Source organism: Methyloglobulus sp., assembly GCF_964779595.1.
This window is the reverse complement of the sequence record NZ_CBAROL010000019.1, coordinates 12,841-29,489: the sequence shown is the minus strand read 5'-3', so window position 1 is coordinate 29,489 and position 16,649 is coordinate 12,841. Positions and strand designations below refer to the sequence as shown.

Below are 16,649 nucleotides of genomic sequence, written 5' to 3'. Positions count from 1 at the left end.
GTTCTGCCAAGTTGGAAACCGTTTGCCATTCAACCTTACAGCATCAAAAGTCTTCGTACCTATTTCGCAGATTTACTTGATCTATTGGTTCATTACCTGGGTTTATTTCGCGTAAATCTGTGAAAAAGAGGTAAAATTTTTTCATTATTTAATTAATGTAAAACCTTTCATTATTGGTCTATAATCATGTTTCATTGGAATTTTTATAGCGGGTTCTATCATGGCTGCTGTATTAGAAGAAAAAACATTTCGGAGTTTACGGGAAGTAGCGGTGCTGGTTTTTTTTGCTGGCGCATTATTTTTCCTGATTTCTCTGTTCACCTACAGCAACGAAGATGCGGGCTGGACGCACAGTAGCACAGTGCAGACGGTCACTAATGCCGGTGGGGTAGTCGGCGCATGGTTAGCAGACTTTTGTTTCAGCTTTTTTGGCGTGGTGGCGTACCTTTTGCCTTTAGTGATTATACGTCATGCCTACTTTGCATATATCCTCAACAAAGAAAGCCGCAAGAAAACGACGCTAGCCTTGCATTGGCTAGGTTCTGTCATCGTTATTATCTCCAGTGCGGCTTTATTTTATCTGCATGTTTTAAGAATCAGCGTGGAACTCCCTGGCAATACAGGCGGCATTATTGGTCAGGAAATCGGCGATGGCTTGCTGCTATTGTGCGGCAATTCCGGCGCGACTGTGCTGCTGATTGCGTCATTTTTGGCGGGTGTTACCCTTGCTACGCAATTGTCGTGGTTAACAATATTGGATTTAATCGGAAAATACTCAGTTCTATTGGTAGATGTCGTGGGAAATAGTGTGCTTCGTTTCTGGGAATTGGTGAGCAATCGCCCCAGACCTGCCATTGTGTCTGGATTTGCCGAGCAGAAATTAGAGGCGTATTTTAAACCGGTTTTTTCACCAGAAAAACCTGCAACAACAGCTTCATCACCGTCAATGCCTGCATCTAGCTCTAGCACGACGAAAAAACCTACGTCAGAGCTTAAATTACCTACCTTGCCCTCGTCGATTTTTAGCCCTGTTGAAACAGCCGTTAAACAACCGCAAAAACAGGCGCGCCCTACGCATTCGCCAGACACCAATGGCGAAGTTTTACCGGGTCTGACTCTCCTTGATAATAGGGATACCCGCGTAAAAGGCTATACCCAAAGCGACTTGGAAGAAATGTCGCGCTTGGTGGAAGATATTCTCGCCGATTTTAACGTGTCGGTAGAAGTCGTAGGCTTCCTGCCCGGCCCTGTCATTACCCGCTTTGAATTGCAACCTGCGGCTGGCGTTAAGGTGAGCCGCATCAGCAGCTTGTCCAAAGACTTGGCGAGGGCGTTGTCCGTCACCAGCGTGCGTATCGTCGAAGTCATTCCTGGCAAGTCGGTTATCGGTCTGGAAATCCCTAACCGTGAACGGGAAATGGTGACCTTGCGTGAATTACTGGCATCACGCACGTTTGAAAAATCAACTTCCTTGCTAACTCTGGCAATGGGCAAGGACATTTCAGGACAACCCCTGATGGCTGATTTGGGCAAAATGCCCCACGCACTGGTCGCCGGAACAACAGGTTCTGGTAAATCCGTCGGCATCAATTCCATGATCTTAAGCTTGCTTTATAAGGCTACGCCGGAACAAGTGCGGATGATTATGATCGACCCGAAAATGCTGGAACTATCCGTTTATGAAGGCATTCCGCATTTGTTGACCCCAGTGGTCACAGACATGAAAGAAGCCCAAAATGCGCTGCGTTGGGCAGTGGCGGAAATGGAACGGCGTTACAAGCTAATGTCCAAAATGGGCGTGAGAAACCTAGCTGGCTTCAACCAATTGATTGAAGATGCCGCCGCCAATGGCAAAACCATTCGTGACCCTATCTTCCAAATGCTAAACCCACTAGCGGAAGGCGAAGAATTTCCGACACTCGAAACCCTTCCCAGCATCGTCATCGTCATTGACGAATTGGCCGACATGATGATGATCGTCGGCAAAAAAGTGGAAGAATTGATTGCCCGTCTCGCACAAAAAGCCCGTGCCGCTGGCATCCACCTGATCTTGGCAACCCAACGCCCGTCGGTCGATGTCTTGACCGGACTGATCAAGGCTAACATCCCCACCCGTATTTCCTTTCAGGTTTCATCCCGTATTGATTCGCGCACCATACTCGACCAAGGCGGCGCGGAAGCCTTGTTAGGCAATGGCGATATGCTGTTTTTGCCTTCCGGCACTAGCATCCCGATTCGCGCACATGGTGCTTTTGTGGACGACAACGAAGTGCATCGTGTCGTCGAATTTTTAAAACAGACTGCGCCACCGAATTACCTTTCTGAAATCACCAGCGAAAGCTTTGAAAACAGCGATGGTTTCGGTACATCTGGCGGTGGTTACAGCAGCGATCCTGAATCCGACAGCTTATATGATCAAGCCGTGGAATTCGTCACGCAATCCCGTAAAGCCTCCATCTCCAGCCTACAACGGCGATTTAAGGTTGGCTATAACCGCGCCGCCACAATGATAGAAGACATGGAAGCCGCTGGCGTGGTAACTCCAGCAGAAACTAACGGCACACGCATGGTGTTAGCACCACCGCCGATGCGGGATTAAGCGTGTCATACGCGGTAATTGGTATTGTGCTGGTGATACTTTCAACAGTACTTAGCCTGCTAACCCTCAAATTCAAATCAGCCGAGCAACCCAAGCAAGTCAAAATCATCCTGTTTGGCTTGTACTTCTGGGGCTTCATTTTTCTGCAACTGGCTGTGTGTGCCGTGATTTATTACTTCCAAAAACAATAAGCAGATGGAAAAGTGGGTAGCTTTCGCATTAATTTCAATGATCTTTGCCGGATTTACCTCGGTAATCGCCAAAATGGGCTTGGTCGGTATCTCCGGCGAACTCGGCCTTACCATCCGTACCTTATTTGTCAGCCTATTCGTATTGGGCTTTGCAGCCATTGCCGTACCATTGAATGACTTTTCATTGCTCAACCGGACGAATATTATTTGGCTAAGTCTATCCGCCCTTACCACCACGCTATCGTGGATTTTTTACTATAAGGCACTGAAATTGGGTGATGTGGCAACCGTCGCATTAATCGACAAAGGCAGCGTCGTGGTCGCCATCTTGCTCGCATGGCTGTTGCTTAAAGAAGTGATTACGCTACGTATTCTTATTGGTGGGGCTTTGATTGTTGGGGGGTTGTTGGTGATGGTTAAGAAGCCATAAGTTTGGTAAGTTTGGTATGATGAGTGCCGAACAAAGACAAGTATTTCAATATACAGGAGAAATATCATGAAAACCAAACTTTTTATTTCCATAGTCGTTCTACTCTTTTCGCAGGCTATAACCCTCAGCAAAGCCGCGACACCTCCGCCGAATCCTACCCAAAGTGATCCAAATGGCAATACCGCAGGAGGTACTAGCGTATTATTAAATATAACGCCAATTGATGCTTTTCCTGATTTTCGCAGAGATCTTGGGAATACCGGATTTGGGTTTCAAGCACTCTATGCAAATTCGGGAGGATCTGGTAACACCGCCGTAGGTTCGCAAGCTCTCTGGCGTAATATCGGTGGTAATAGCAATACAGCTATCGGTGCTAATACAATCTCGCTCATCACGGCAGGTAGCGAAAACACTGTATTAGGTGCTGGAGCTGGCAGTAATTTAACTTCCGGTAGTAATAACCTTTACCTTAGCAATCTAGGGGTATCTAGTGAATCAGCAACCGTCCGTATTGGTGGTTCAAAACAAAAACGTATATTTATTGCTGGCATACGCGGTAAAAAGACTGGAAAGGGTAATGCTGTGCCTGTAATGATAGACAGCAAAGGGCAGCTAGGTACTATAAATTCATCAGAACGGTTCAAGAAAGACATTCATGATATGACCGATGCCAGCCATCGCCTATTAGAATTGCGCCCAGGTCACCTATCGCTACAAGGAGGAAAATGACGATGGCTCAAACCCCTTGGAATACGGTTTGATCGCCGAGGAAGTCGCCAAAATTTACCCTGACTTGGTAGCTTACGGCGCGGACGGTAAAATTGAGACTGTGCAGTACCACAAATTGACCCCGATGTTAGTCAATGAAGTCAAACGGTTAAGCACCTTACTGCAATCTGAAAAAGATAAGAATGTGTCTCAAACTAGAGAAATTTCAGAATTAAAAACGCAATCTCAAAAAATTGCTTTACTAGAAAGCAGACTTCAAACGCAGAACCAAGAAACTGCCTATCTGAAGCAACAAATGATAACCTTGCAAACGCAAGCTAAATCTCTTGAAGCCTTAACAACACGGCTATCCCGTATTGAAGCCACAAAGGTCTTGGGTATGGTCGAATAAAATAGCGAATTTCGCAGATCGTAGGCCGGCTTTCGTACCTCAACCCAGCCTACGAACGAATTGGCAAAATGCCCCATCCGACATAAAGTGATATAATTTCAGGCTTGAATTAATCAACGCCCTGCAACATCACACACCTCCATGCAAGAAATAAACCCCATCAAAAACCATATCGCTGACCTGAAAAGCCGTGGCGACGCGCTTAGGAGGTATCTTTGACTTTGACAACAAGAGCGAACGCCTCGTTGAAGTTTTAAGGGAGCTAGAAAACCCGAAAATCTGGGATAACCCCGAACAAGCGCAAGCCTTAGGCAAAGAACGCGGGCAACTGGAAATTGTCGTCAATACCATCCGCGACTTGGAGCAAGGTTTGGCCGATGCCGAAGAATTGCTGGCGATGGCGGTCGAAGAAAACGATGAAGCCACGGTTGACACCGTTGTCGATGATCTGGCTGACTTTGAAAAACGCGTTGCCGACCTGGAATTCCGGCGCATGTTTTCCGGTGAAATGGATGCCAACAATGCGTTTTTGGACATCCAATCCGGCTCCGGCGGCACGGAAGCGCAAGACTGGGCCTCCATGATCGAGCGGATGTATCTGCGCTGGGGTGAAGCCAAAGGCTTTAAAACCGAATTGATTGAAGAATCGCCCGGTGATGTCGCGGGAATCAAAAGTGCCACCATCAAATTTGAAGGCGATTACGCCTTTGGCTGGTTACGTACGGAAACGGGTGTCCATCGTTTGGTGCGTAAATCGCCCTTTGATTCCGGCAACCGCCGCCATACCTCGTTTGCTTCCGTATTTGTCTCGCCGGAAATTAATGACGATATTGATATAGACCTAAACCCTGCCGATATCCGCGTGGATGTTTACCGCGCCAGTGGCGCAGGTGGACAGCACGTCAACAAAACCGAATCCGCTGTACGTATGACCCACAACCCGACCGGAATTGTCGTGCAATGCCAAAGTGACCGTTCCCAGCACAGAAACCGTGATACCGCGATGCAGCAGTTGAAAGCAAAACTGTATGAGCTGGAAATGCGTAAGCGCAGCGAAAGCTCACAGGCATTGGAAGATTCCAAGTCAGATATTGGTTGGGGCAGCCAAATTCGTTCTTACGTGCTGGATCAATCACGGATTAAGGATTTACGTACCAATGTTGAAACTGGCAATACCCAGGCTGTTTTGGACGGATCTTTAGATCAGTTTATTGAAGCGAGCTTGAAGAGTGGGCTATAACATGAAAGTGATAAGTCTTTTTTCTGGTGCAGGAGGCATGGACATTGGCTTTGAAAAAGCGGGCTTTGAAATTGCTGTCGCAGTAGAACAAGACCCATCATGTTGCAACACGCTAAAACTTAATAGACCCAATTTGAAAGTAATACAAGGGGATATTTCTGGAATTGAAGCAGCGCATATTCTAAAAGAAGCGGACTTAACTCCCCTTGAACCCGCCTTAGTCATAGGCGGCCCCCCATGCCAGTCGTTTAGTTTGGCTGGAAAAAGACTTGGGATGGGCGACAAACGTGGCATGTTAATCCTCGAATTCGTCAGGATTGTTCATGAAACTTTGCCGAAAGCGTTTGTTATGGAAAATGTTCAAGGCATGATGAATTGGGAAAACGGTAAGGCACTTGAAACAGTGTTGAATGAGTTCAGAGACCCAGTAATCTATAACGGTAAAGAGTATAGCTATGATGTTAGCTACCACGTCCTCAACGCAGCTGATTACGGTGTTGCTCAGTTTCGGGAAAGACTTTTTATCGTTGGTAATAGATTGAAAAAGAATTTTACTTTTCCCTATCCAACACACGGAGCGAAAGAGTTAGCAGGTTCAGATATGTTTGGTAATAAAAATCTGCCCTATAGAACAACATGGGACGCTATAGGAGGGCTTCCCGATGCAGATGAGCCGTCCGAAACGGCAAAACGAGTTTCACAAACCATAAAGGGGCGTATCGAAAAACATGGTTATTAAAAATCATCAAATGACTTCTCATTCACCTACAACATTAGAAAAAATCATATCTGTGCCCATAGGCGAAAAACTTTCAACGCAGCAAAAAACCTTTGGTTCAACCTACAGACGGCTAGACCCTAACATCCCTTCGCCAACGGTAACACGTAGTGGTTATCGTGACTTTATTCATCCTTACGAGGATAGAATGTTAACGGTTAGAGAACTGGCTTGTTTGCAATCGTTTCCGTTGGATTGGGAATTTACCGGGGTAAGGTTAGATTCCTATAGCAGCAAAAGAATCACCACCATGACGCAATTTGGTCAAGTCGGTAACGCTGTCCCCCCAGGGCTTGCTTTCGTGGTTGCTAAATCGATAAAAGAACAATTTTTTATGGATGTTGAAGTTGAATAAACATGTAAAAAATCCTATAGACTTACAAACCACTTATGATGAGACTAAAAGTGGTTTTTTATCTATTGCAATCAGGAAAAGCAAAGAAGCATGTTTTTACATTGAAAAAGCCAAAGCCTTTAAAAAAATTGTTTCCGATTATAGCGATCCCAACGAGTTAATTAAAATTGGCAATATTAAAGACAGCCTTTGTGAAGCCGCAGGTGTTTCAACGAAAGCACGGGCATATCTAAAACCAAAAGACATAGAACTTATTCTTAGTGAATTTAGCGAGGAATTTTTGATCCACGCAGGAATTAACTTTGTTGATGAGCTTGTTAGCAGATACCTGCTTACACTAGGGGATGCCCTTGGTGGGAGAATGCGAAATATCGTAGGTAGCATTGCAAACGAAAAATTGACACAACATATAATCGCCACTCTCCAAGTTAGAAATTATCCATTTTCTTACTTTGATAAACGGGCAATCAAGTGGCTTGACGGAATATCGTTTAGGACAGAAATTAGCCCTGATGTAAAAGCTATCCGCTGGATCAACAACAACCAAACTAGACTTTTATATTACGATTTGACCGTACCAATTGTTAAAAAAAATATCGATATAGTTGTTTTTAACAATGATGATGTAAACATTACCCATACAGAAAAATTTAAGGCATTCAAAAACAACCCATCCAACTACTTAATTTTAGGTGAACTAAAGGGTGGGATTGATCCAGCGGGAGCCGATGAGCATTGGAAAACAGCAAGTGCCGCTTTAAACAGAATTAGGGCTTCGTTCTTGAAAGAAAATATCAATATTTTTACTGTATTCATCGGGGCAGCAATTGAAGCCGCAATGGCTAAAGAAATTTATAACCAGTGCATCTCAGGTGAACTAACTAATTGCGCCAATTTGACAAAAGACGACCAGTTAATTGAGGTCTGCGATTGGCTGGTATGCAAATGAATATAATCATATAAATCAATTTCACAACCTAAACAAAATGTCAGAAATCCAACAAGACGAACAAGAACAAATTCGCCAACGTCGCAGCAAACTCAATGAGTTACGCGAAAACGGTGGTATAGCCTTCCCTACCGATTTCCGCCGCAATGTGGTGGCGGGTGAACTGTCGGCGGAATATGGCGAAAAATCCAAGGAAGAACTCGAAGCCGAACCGTTACGCGTGAAAATCGCCGGACGTATCATGACCCGCCGCATCATGGGCAAAGCCAGCTTTGTGCATATTCAAGATATGTCAGGCAAGATTCAGCTTTATGTGACCCGCGACACCCTTCCCGAAGGCTTTTACAACGAGCAATTCAAAAAGTGGGATATTGGCGACATCATCGGTGCAGAAGGGGTGTTGTTTCGTACCCAAACTGGCGAACTTAGTATTAAGGTCGATGACATCAGGCTGCTCACTAAAGCCCTGCGCCCACTGCCGGAAAAATTTCACGGTATCGCCGACCAGGAGATCAAATACCGCCAGCGTTATCTCGACTTAATCATGAGCGATGACACCCGTAACACTTTCCTTATACGCTCGAAGATTGTCGCTCATATCCGCCAATTCTTGATCGAACGGCAGTTTTTGGAAGTGGAAACGCCCATGATGCAAGTCATCCCTGGTGGTGCTACCGCTCGTCCATTTATTACCCATCATAATGCGTTGGACATGGACATCTTCCTGCGTATCGCGCCGGAATTGTATTTAAAACGCTTGGTGGTTGGTGGTTTTGAGCGGGTATTTGAAATCAACCGAAATTTCCGCAATGAAGGGCTGTCCACACGGCACAACCCTGAATTCACTATGCTGGAATTCTACCAAGCTTATGCCGAATACCATGACTTGATGGATTTGACTGAGGAAATGTTGCGCGGTATCGCACAAGAAGTCGTAGGTCATTCCATTATTGACTACCAAGGCGAACAGTACGATTTCGGCAAGCCGTTTGACCGGATGACCGTGGTGGAATCCATCCTGCATTTCAATCCCGGCGTTACCTTAGAGCAAATCAGCACCCGTGATGGCGCGGTAAAAATCGCCACTGACTTGAAGATTCCGGTAAAAGACAGCTATGGTTTGGGTAAAATACAAATCGAAATTTTTGAAAAAACCGTCGAAAGCAAGTTGATGAACCCGACTTTCATCACCGCTTATCCGGTGGAAGTCTCGCCACTGGCGCGACGTAACGATAACGATCCGCACGTAACCGACCGCTTTGAATTTTTCGTCGGTGGGCGCGAAATCGCCAACGGTTTCACCGAACTAAACGATGCCGAAGACCAAGCGGCGCGTTTTCAGCAACAGGTACAAGATAAAGAAGCAGGTGACGATGAAGCCATGCACTTCGATGCCGACTACATCACCGCCCTGGAACACGGAATGCCGCCAACCGCAGGCGAAGGTATCGGTATTGACCGCTTGGTGATGTTATTTACCGATTCGCCGTCGATTCGGGATGTGTTGTTGTTCCCGCACATGCGACCTAAGGGTTAAGCAAAAAGTTAATCTTATGAGGGCTATCACCGCTGGGCATAAGCATACTTGATATTACACTGCATTTGCGTAATATGATCAATACTGTACAAACTACTGGGGCTTACTTATTTTTGCCCCAGGTTTTTGAGTATTTCCTTCAAAGGCACAAGATTCATCGTAATCCTGAACAACACAGCATTATTCTCTAACAAACCGTAACAGTTATAGCTTCTAAGCTGAATGTTGGTTTGATTCAATGTGTGATTGCGGGATTCTGGTAATTGTTTGACCAGAATATGCAATGTGTCATTATTTTTAAGCTGACCGACAAACTGGCGATCGACCGAAATTTCGTGCGATGTGTATACCATCGGGTTGAGTTTAAAGTCGTGGTTTTCCAATTGCGCTTTTTCCAGCAAAGCACCTGATGACAAGCTGCATGGGAAAATTTCAGGATAATTAGCTACTTGTGTTAATTCATCAAAATAATCCGATTGTTCGGCAAAAGAGCCGGACAGAAAGTTTTTGACCGAACCGTTATTCAGGTATTTCCGTTTGAGAAAGTAATCCGTGCCAGGAATAATGCTACGGTCAGGGATTTCGTTAAGATCAGGTAAGCCATCTAGTTGAGTATCTGCCAAAAATAACGGCACTTGCGTTTCCTTTTTAAACCCCAGCAACACGGTTTTACCGTCGGATTTCATGGAAATGCGATTGGCAAGCGTTAGATTAGGGATAGTGTTAATCAGTGTCTTTTTAATGTCCAGAAAGACAGGGACTCTAGGCCTGACGGCGTTAACAAAAGTAATCTGATAATTGCTGAACCGTAGCTTGTTCTCGGCAATCACCTTATTTTCATGATGCGCTTCCCGATACAGGCGCATTTGGTATTCAATCAGGGTATTGAGCTGATAGCCCAAAACAATAGGGCCTCTAAACGGATTATGGGTAATCTGTAACCATTTGTGCTTATCGTGGAACAAGTTAAAGTCATCGGATGCATTTCGCGCTACTTCGATATGAATTTGCTCGAAAGTGAAAGGTTCGTTACTCATAGTTAGCTTAGTCGCAACATGATTAGGCGTTAGCACAACTCAGGATTAAACCGAGATTGTAACCAAAACGCCGTAATATTGTGCATAAATCAGGTGATTTCAAGCTTCACTTGGCTATAAGCAACCACCCTGCTCACAAAACCAGCCTAATAAATTGTCCGAAAAAGAGGGATTATTGTCATTGTGACTGCAAAATAACAGCGCACAATTACCTTTAACAATAACCATCAAATCGGCTATATACCCTCCTTAAGTAGGGCGAAAATAGCTGTTTTTGCTGTTATTCTGGTACGCAGCAGTAATCGGATAGTGAATATATCACTAAATTCAAGTGGAAATAGTAACAGACTAAATACTATGTAATTGCATACACTTTAGTTTAACAAGTCAGATAATCTGTGAAATCACGGCAATCGTCGGGCAGGGATGATTATGAATAATAACGATAATAAAAAATCAGCAAAACTCTGGACACATCAGTTGTTCAAACAAACTTGCACATCGAAAACTGCGCTGAATAGTAAAACCTATTTTGCCCATCGCTATCATGAAGATGATGCTGGACTGGCGAAAATTCCATTCAGTGCATTTTTTTCTGATGGTGGCGAATATCAGGATAATCTGAAAGCTGATACAGCTAACTCTCTAGCGTTTGTCGAACATGGCTCAGTGTTATCGGAAGGCAATCTGGATGCTGATGAATTTGCTCAATCCAAGAGTAAAAATGGGTCGCTAGCGTCAGTTAACGGGTTTGATATGGCAAGCAGTGTCGCAGAAAGTACGCAATTCACCGTGTTGAATTGCTATGACGAAACCAGTGATACCAAGACTTTCCGGCTCGGCAGGCTTGATGGGCAGGTGTTTGATTATCTGCCAGGTCAATATATTACGCTGTCTGTGGTCATCTCAGGGCAGGAACACAAACGTTCCTATAGTCTGGCTTCTACATCTTCCCATCCAGGCATTCTGGAGATTACGGTAAAAAAATCGCCGAATGGTGTGGTTTCCAATTGGCTTAACGATCATCTAAAAGTTGGTGACACCCTCAATGTAAAAGGACCTTACGGAAAATTCAGTTGTGCAAAGCGCAACCCCCCAAAAATCCTATTTTTGGCGGCAGGTAGCGGCATAGTGCCGATTATGTCCATGTTGCGTTGGCTTGCCGATACCGAGGCGCAGGTTGATGTCACGCTATTGCTGTCGTTTCAAACCTTCTACGACATCATCTATTGCCAAGAACTTAATTTGATCGCCGCTCACCATAAAAACATCAAATTATTTATCACCTTGACAAAAGAACCGAGTGTACTCAATCAATGGACGGGCTTATTGGGGCGTATTAACGAAAAAATGCTTAATGCGCTGGTGTCGGATTTGCCAGAACGGGCAGTTTATTTGTGTGGACCAGATGCCTTCATGGAAGACTGCAAATATTATTTGCAGAAGCTGAAACTGCCAGCAGAACACCTGTTTTGTGAAAGCTTTACCGTCAACAGTCCACAAGTAATAGAACAAACAAAAGACCAAGCTTCCGCTCAAACATCCATTATTGGTCGCCCATCGAGAAGCACAACTGGAAGCTATCGGATCAGATTTGCCAAATCCGGTAAAACCATTGTTGCCGATGGCAGTGTTTCACTGCTCGAACTCGCGGAAAAATCTGGAGTTTCCATAGATCACGAATGTCGTGCCGGTAACTGCGGAGAGTGCATGGTCAAATGCCTGAAAGGTAGCGTTGAAATGACCGAGCAAGCGGAAATCGCCAATTTCGATAGAAAGAAAGGCTGGGTTTATGCTTGCTGTGCCTATCCGTCTTCCAATGCTGTGTTAGATGTGTAAGCAGGTATTGTAAGCACTCGGTTAAATAATAAAGGAGAACAACATGTTCCGATTATTTAAAGCCAAACCAAGAATTGTGCCGTCTTCTGTAGCTCCGCTCACCTTACTTCCAGGGTCTGAAGGTGAGCATTTTTTACAACAAAAATATGGCACTATGCAACGTGCATTACGTTTTTACGACAAGCAAGTATTAAATTATCTATCGCCGGTCATGAAAGAATTCATCGCTCGGCAAGAAGTGCTGTTTATAGCCACGTCGGACAAACACGGCGATTGCGATTGTTCCTTCCGTTTCGGCAAGCCGGGTTTTGTTAGGACACTTAACGATAACTATCTGGTGTATCCAGAATATCGCGGTAATGGTGTGATGGCAAGCCAAGGCAATATCACCGAAAACCCGCATATTGGCATGATTTTCGTAGATTTTTTTGCCAGCACCGTTGGGCTGCATGTGAACGGCAAAGCAAAAATTGTCGAAAATGACGATTTGCTGAAATACCGCAAAGAATTGTCTAAAGATGTCATTGACGAGCTGAAAGCCGAGGGCAGGTTTCGCCCAGAACGCTGGATAATGGTCGAGATAGAAGAAGCCTATATCCATTGCTCCAAACACATTCCTCTGCTCAAAAAAGCGGAAAAAGACATTACCTGGGGTACCGATGATGACGGACTAAAACGCAGTGATTTTTTTGCCTTGCAGGATATTCCACTTTATCAAAGAATCGGCGGTGAAGCGGCGATTCAAGCCATTGCCGAAGCGGTTACACGGAAGTTGTTGCTAGATGAGCAGCTAAGTCCGTTGATTAATGAAATCAATCTCCAAAAACTGTTGGATAAGCAAAAACATTTCCTAAAGACCGTATTTGGTGCTTATGAGGAAAAACAAGATTTGCCAGAAAATCTACGCGAACTTTATCGACAACAAAGCAATTCGCGCATGAGTGATGAGCTTTTGGATATGGCGTTAGTCCACCTAAAAGCTACCTTGGTCGAATTGGATGTACCTGAGCATGAAATTACTCAGCTGATGACGAATTTGTCGAAGAAAAGTAAGTCATGAATTCGGTACGAGACGTTTCTAAATCCAGTATTTTCATATAGTTGTTGGGTTTAGCAAACCAGCCTACAACTTGGCAAAACAAGCTAAAAGTTTGTCCGAAAAAGAGGGGTTATTGTCATTGTGTCTGCAATAAAAAAGCGCAGAATAACTGCTAAGTTTACCCACTGGAGCTTGTTATGAATCACGTCAAGCCTACCTACACTCAGCAACATCGGCATATTGCGATGTTAACGTATCCAGACTGCATGTTGATAGATGTATGCGGCCCGATGGATGTGTTTAATTTTGCCAATCATGCCTTGCGAATGCTGGGTCGGATTTCACCGTCCGAAATTGCTTATACATTGACTATTGTTGCTGAAAAAAGCGGGCCAGTTAAAACATCGTCAGGAATTTGTATTGTTGCCGATAAAGGCTACGAAGATCTGGATGAGGGCGTTGATACCTTACTGGTAACGGGATCGGCATCTGTCGATTCAGCCGTGCAAGTGTCGATTCAGCCGTGCAAGATACCAAAATGCGGGCGTGGTTAATGCACATGATGCCCAAAGTAAGAAGGATGGGTTCTATTTGTTCAGGTGCTTTGGTACTTGCGGAAAGCGGCCTGCTGAATGGCCGCAAAGCGACTACCCATTGGTTGTATTGTGATGAAATGGCGAAGAAATATCAAAATATCCGGGTTGAACCCGATAAGATATTTGTCCGTGATGGCAATATGTACACTTCCGGCGGCGTTACCGCTGGCATTGATTTGGTCTTGAGTTTGGTCGAAGAAGATTGGGGTTGGGAAATTGCTGCGGGAGTGGCGCGTGCAATGTTAATTTTTATGCGCCGTCCCGGTGGGCAATCGCAGTTTAGTAGCTACGTGTTCAATGAAGCAAAAACCCGTAAAGATTTTCGTGATTTACAGGCATGGATAGTCAGTAATCCACAAGCCGACTTAGGTGTTGAACAATTGGCTGAACGAATGGCTATGAGTCCACGTAATTTTTCCAGGCTGTTCTGTCAGGAAATTGGTGTGACACCGGCTAAATTTGTCGAAGGAATTCGCCTGGAGGCTGCCAGGAATATGATGTTACAAACTGATTTGCCCATGGAAAGTGTCGCTACCAATTGTGGTTTCACCAATGCGGAACAGATGCGGCGGACATTTCAACGCTTGTTGAAGACGACACCGCAAGAGCATCGGGCATATTTTAAGATAGCAGGATAACGTTTTGCATCATTCCTGCGCGGTTTCGTAAGTTGGGGCAGCAATGATTACAAGGAAAGTATCGTTTTAAAAATGAAATTGTTTTTTCACCGTTTTATAAGGAGAAATGTATGTCCAGTTACAACACAATGTTTAAGTTAAGTATTAAGGAAGTTGATTTGATTGAATCTTCAATCCGGTCTCAAATCAGCCAGTTCTCGCGTTTAGATGCTACCGAGACACACAGCGTAGCCGTAGATAGCCATAAACGCATTATTGAATTGATGCACGTCATGGGTACGTTACACAATCAGAAGATTTGGTATGGTCAGGTTCATCACACCGGTGTTCCTATGGGATAAGGCAAAAGTATTGTTAAAACATCATCATTAAAATAGCCCATTAAGGAACAATGCACCATGAAAATATTATTACTTTCATCAGCTTACAACGGCTTAACGCAACGAGTCCACATTGAGCTTTTGCAATGTGGACATACTGTCTCCATTGAAGTCGCTATTAATGAGCAAACCATGCTGGAAGGTGTGCAATTGTTTAAGCCTGACATCATCATCTGCCCGTTTTTAAAGCATAGAATCCCAGAAAGTATATGGCGGCATTATGTCTGCGTAGTCGTGCATCCAGGCATTAAAGGTGATCGTGGCGCATCATCCATTGATTGGGCGATCCAAAACCAGGAAGCGGAATGGGGTGTGACTGCATTACAAGCCGCCGCTGAAATGGATGCAGGTGATATTTGGGCAACCGCAACTTTTAAAATGCGTCCCGACACCAAAAGCAGTGTCTACTCCGTAGAAGTTACCGAGGCGGCGGTCAAGGTGGTATTGCAAACGCTAGACCGCTTTCAGGATGCCTGCTTTAAACCAGAACCCCTGGATTACAACAATCCTGATGTACATGGACAACTGCGACCTAACATGCAGCAACAAGATCGTCGCATAGATTGGCAGGTTGATTCTACCGATACCATCCTGGATAAGATACGCGCTGCCGATGGCAGTCCTGGTGTTGTTGATACTCTATTTGGCAATGACTATTATCTCTACGGCGCGACCAGGGAAATTACCTTAGGGGAAAGCCATCTGGGTGATCCTGGTGAGTTGCTTGCCACCCGATTAGGCGCAATATGTCGCGCTACAAGCGATGGTGCAATCTGGTTGTCGCACCTTAAACGCAAGGCCACAAATGGCGATAAACCGACCCTTAAATTACCGGCCGCAATGGTTTTGGGCGAGAAGATAAAAGATCTGCCGGAAATTCCGATTAGCATCTACCACAGCACACCCAACACCTTCAGGGAAATCTGGTACGAAGAGAAAAATTCGGTCGGATATTTGCATTTTGATTTTCATAATGGCGCGATGAGTACCGAACAATGCTTGCGCTTACGTGATGCAGTCATTGAGGTACGCAATCGTCCAACACGGGTATTGGTGTTGATAGGGGGAAGGTCTACCTGGTCAAATGGTGTCCATCTCAACGTTATCGAAGCGGCAGACAATCCCGCCGAGGAGTCTTGGCATAATATTAATGCGATTGATGACCTTATCTTGGCTATTCTCAATACCACGACCAAAATAACCGTTGCTGCGGTTCATGGCAATGCCGGAGCAGGTGGCGTACCGTTTGCACTGGCTTGCGATAAGGTGTGTGTGCGATCAGGCGCGGTATTTAACTGCCATTACAAAAGCATGGGTTTGTATGGCTCAGAATACTGGACGTATAGCTTACCTAAACGGGTCGGCTACGAAAAATCCCTTGAAATAACAGAAGGTTGTCTGCCTATGGGTATGCAAGAAGCCAAGCAAATCGGCTTGATTGATTTCATCATACCTGAGCTGTTAACTGCTTTTGATAACAAAGTGGAGATCATGGTTGAAACCCTTGCCCAAAGCAATAATTACGAAAAAATACTGGAGAGCAAAGTGCTAAGGCGTAGCCATGATGAATTTATCAAGCCGTTAAAGGTTTATCGCCAGGAAGAATTAAGGCACATGCGGGAAGATTTCTATAAAGCGAATTCGCCTTATCATCCCGCCCGGAAACAATTTGTGTATAAGATGCCAGCAACGGAAACGCCGGAACGCTTGGCACACCATCGACAATTTGATCGCAACGATAATAGTGTTTTGTCACTAAGGGAAAGAAATGGCAGCCCAGTTGCTTTAATACAAAGCGTGAACTAAAAAAAGGATGGATGGGGCATAAAAAAACTCCCAGGCTAAAAAAGCACTGGGAGTGTCAAATCAAACACATCAGGAGGATTCAATGTTTGTGGGGGTATGCCAGAACTGGCATAAT

At 44.8% G+C, this 16,649-nt stretch carries 17 protein-coding genes; 16 read left to right on the top strand and 1 reads right to left on the bottom strand.

Translation table 11 applies throughout. From position 1 onward, the window contains the following. Window positions 1-220 precede the first annotated feature (220 nt). From AC1YY3_RS08395 to lysS, 10 genes are all read left to right on the top strand, one after another. Window positions 221-2,599, top strand: a complete 2,379-nt coding sequence (locus AC1YY3_RS08395) for a DNA translocase FtsK (RefSeq protein ID WP_481824388.1) — start codon at window positions 221-223, stop codon at window positions 2,597-2,599. 2 nt (window positions 2,600-2,601) lie between these two features. Then, window positions 2,602-2,790 (top strand): hypothetical protein, encoded by a 189-nt coding sequence (locus tag AC1YY3_RS08390; RefSeq protein ID WP_481824387.1) that lies wholly within the window; start codon window positions 2,602-2,604, stop codon window positions 2,788-2,790. A gap of 4 nt (window positions 2,791-2,794) precedes the next feature. After that, on the top strand, window positions 2,795-3,220 hold the full coding sequence (locus AC1YY3_RS08385; protein ID WP_481824386.1) for an EamA family transporter: 426 nt from the start codon (window positions 2,795-2,797) through the stop codon (window positions 3,218-3,220). 66 nt (window positions 3,221-3,286) lie between these two features. Then, window positions 3,287-3,949: a hypothetical protein gene (locus AC1YY3_RS08380; RefSeq protein ID WP_481824385.1), complete on the top strand. Its 663-nt coding sequence runs from the start codon at window positions 3,287-3,289 to the stop codon at window positions 3,947-3,949. Between the two features lie 16 nt (window positions 3,950-3,965). Next, complete coding sequence (locus AC1YY3_RS08375; protein WP_481824384.1) at window positions 3,966-4,340, top strand: hypothetical protein; 375 nt, start codon at window positions 3,966-3,968, stop codon at window positions 4,338-4,340. A 141-nt stretch (window positions 4,341-4,481) separates the two neighbouring features. After that, window positions 4,482-5,580 (top strand): peptide chain release factor 2 gene (prfB, locus tag AC1YY3_RS08370; RefSeq protein ID WP_481824383.1). Its coding sequence is split into 2 segments (ribosomal slippage): window positions 4,482-4,556 and window positions 4,558-5,580, totalling 1,098 coding nucleotides; the frame shifts between segments, so codons are not numbered across the junction. Between the two features lies 1 nt (window position 5,581). Next, on the top strand, window positions 5,582-6,319 hold the full coding sequence (locus tag AC1YY3_RS08365) for a DNA cytosine methyltransferase (protein WP_481824382.1): 738 nt from the start codon (window positions 5,582-5,584) through the stop codon (window positions 6,317-6,319). After that, on the top strand, window positions 6,309-6,713 hold the full coding sequence (locus AC1YY3_RS08360) for a DNA cytosine methyltransferase (RefSeq protein ID WP_482194407.1): 405 nt from the start codon (window positions 6,309-6,311) through the stop codon (window positions 6,711-6,713). Before AC1YY3_RS08365 ends, AC1YY3_RS08360 begins: the two co-directional genes overlap by 11 nt. Beyond that, window positions 6,706-7,662, top strand: a complete 957-nt coding sequence (locus AC1YY3_RS08355; RefSeq protein WP_481824380.1) for an AvaI/BsoBI family type II restriction endonuclease — start codon at window positions 6,706-6,708, stop codon at window positions 7,660-7,662. The genes AC1YY3_RS08360 and AC1YY3_RS08355 overlap by 8 nt, the downstream gene beginning before the upstream one ends. 37 nt (window positions 7,663-7,699) lie before the next feature. Then, the gene (gene lysS, locus AC1YY3_RS08350) at window positions 7,700-9,199 is read left to right on the top strand and encodes a lysine--tRNA ligase (RefSeq protein ID WP_481824379.1); all 1,500 of its coding nucleotides are present in this window, start codon (window positions 7,700-7,702) and stop codon (window positions 9,197-9,199) included. A gap of 107 nt (window positions 9,200-9,306) precedes the next feature. Here the strand turns inward: lysS and AC1YY3_RS08345 are convergent, their stop codons facing one another. Next, complete coding sequence (locus AC1YY3_RS08345) at window positions 9,307-10,236, bottom strand: hypothetical protein (protein WP_481824378.1); 930 nt, start codon at window positions 10,234-10,236, stop codon at window positions 9,307-9,309. A gap of 432 nt (window positions 10,237-10,668) precedes the next feature. Between AC1YY3_RS08345 and AC1YY3_RS08340 the strand changes: the two genes are divergently transcribed. The 6 genes from AC1YY3_RS08340 (at window position 10,669) to AC1YY3_RS08315 (ending at window position 16,534) form a co-directional block, all read left to right on the top strand. Further along, window positions 10,669-12,075, top strand: coding sequence for an FAD-binding oxidoreductase (locus AC1YY3_RS08340; protein ID WP_481824377.1), 1,407 nt, complete (start codon window positions 10,669-10,671; stop codon window positions 12,073-12,075). A 43-nt stretch (window positions 12,076-12,118) separates the two neighbouring features. Beyond that, the gene (locus AC1YY3_RS08335; RefSeq protein WP_481824376.1) at window positions 12,119-13,135 is read left to right on the top strand and encodes a pyridoxamine 5'-phosphate oxidase family protein; all 1,017 of its coding nucleotides are present in this window, start codon (window positions 12,119-12,121) and stop codon (window positions 13,133-13,135) included. A gap of 176 nt (window positions 13,136-13,311) precedes the next feature. Further along, entirely contained in the window at window positions 13,312-13,668 is a 357-nt protein-coding gene (locus tag AC1YY3_RS08330; protein ID WP_481824375.1) for a type 1 glutamine amidotransferase family protein, read from the top strand. Then, entirely contained in the window at window positions 13,653-14,348 is a 696-nt protein-coding gene (locus tag AC1YY3_RS08325; RefSeq protein ID WP_481824374.1) for a GlxA family transcriptional regulator, read from the top strand. The genes AC1YY3_RS08330 and AC1YY3_RS08325 overlap by 16 nt, the downstream gene beginning before the upstream one ends. A 110-nt stretch (window positions 14,349-14,458) precedes the next feature. Further along, window positions 14,459-14,689 carry a hypothetical protein gene (locus AC1YY3_RS08320; RefSeq protein WP_481824373.1) on the top strand — a complete coding sequence of 77 codons (231 nt, stop codon included), beginning with the start codon at window positions 14,459-14,461 and terminating at the stop codon, window positions 14,687-14,689. A gap of 57 nt (window positions 14,690-14,746) precedes the next feature. Continuing rightward, complete coding sequence (locus tag AC1YY3_RS08315; protein ID WP_481824372.1) at window positions 14,747-16,534, top strand: hydrogenase maturation protein; 1,788 nt, start codon at window positions 14,747-14,749, stop codon at window positions 16,532-16,534. Window positions 16,535-16,649: the final 115 nt, after the last annotated feature.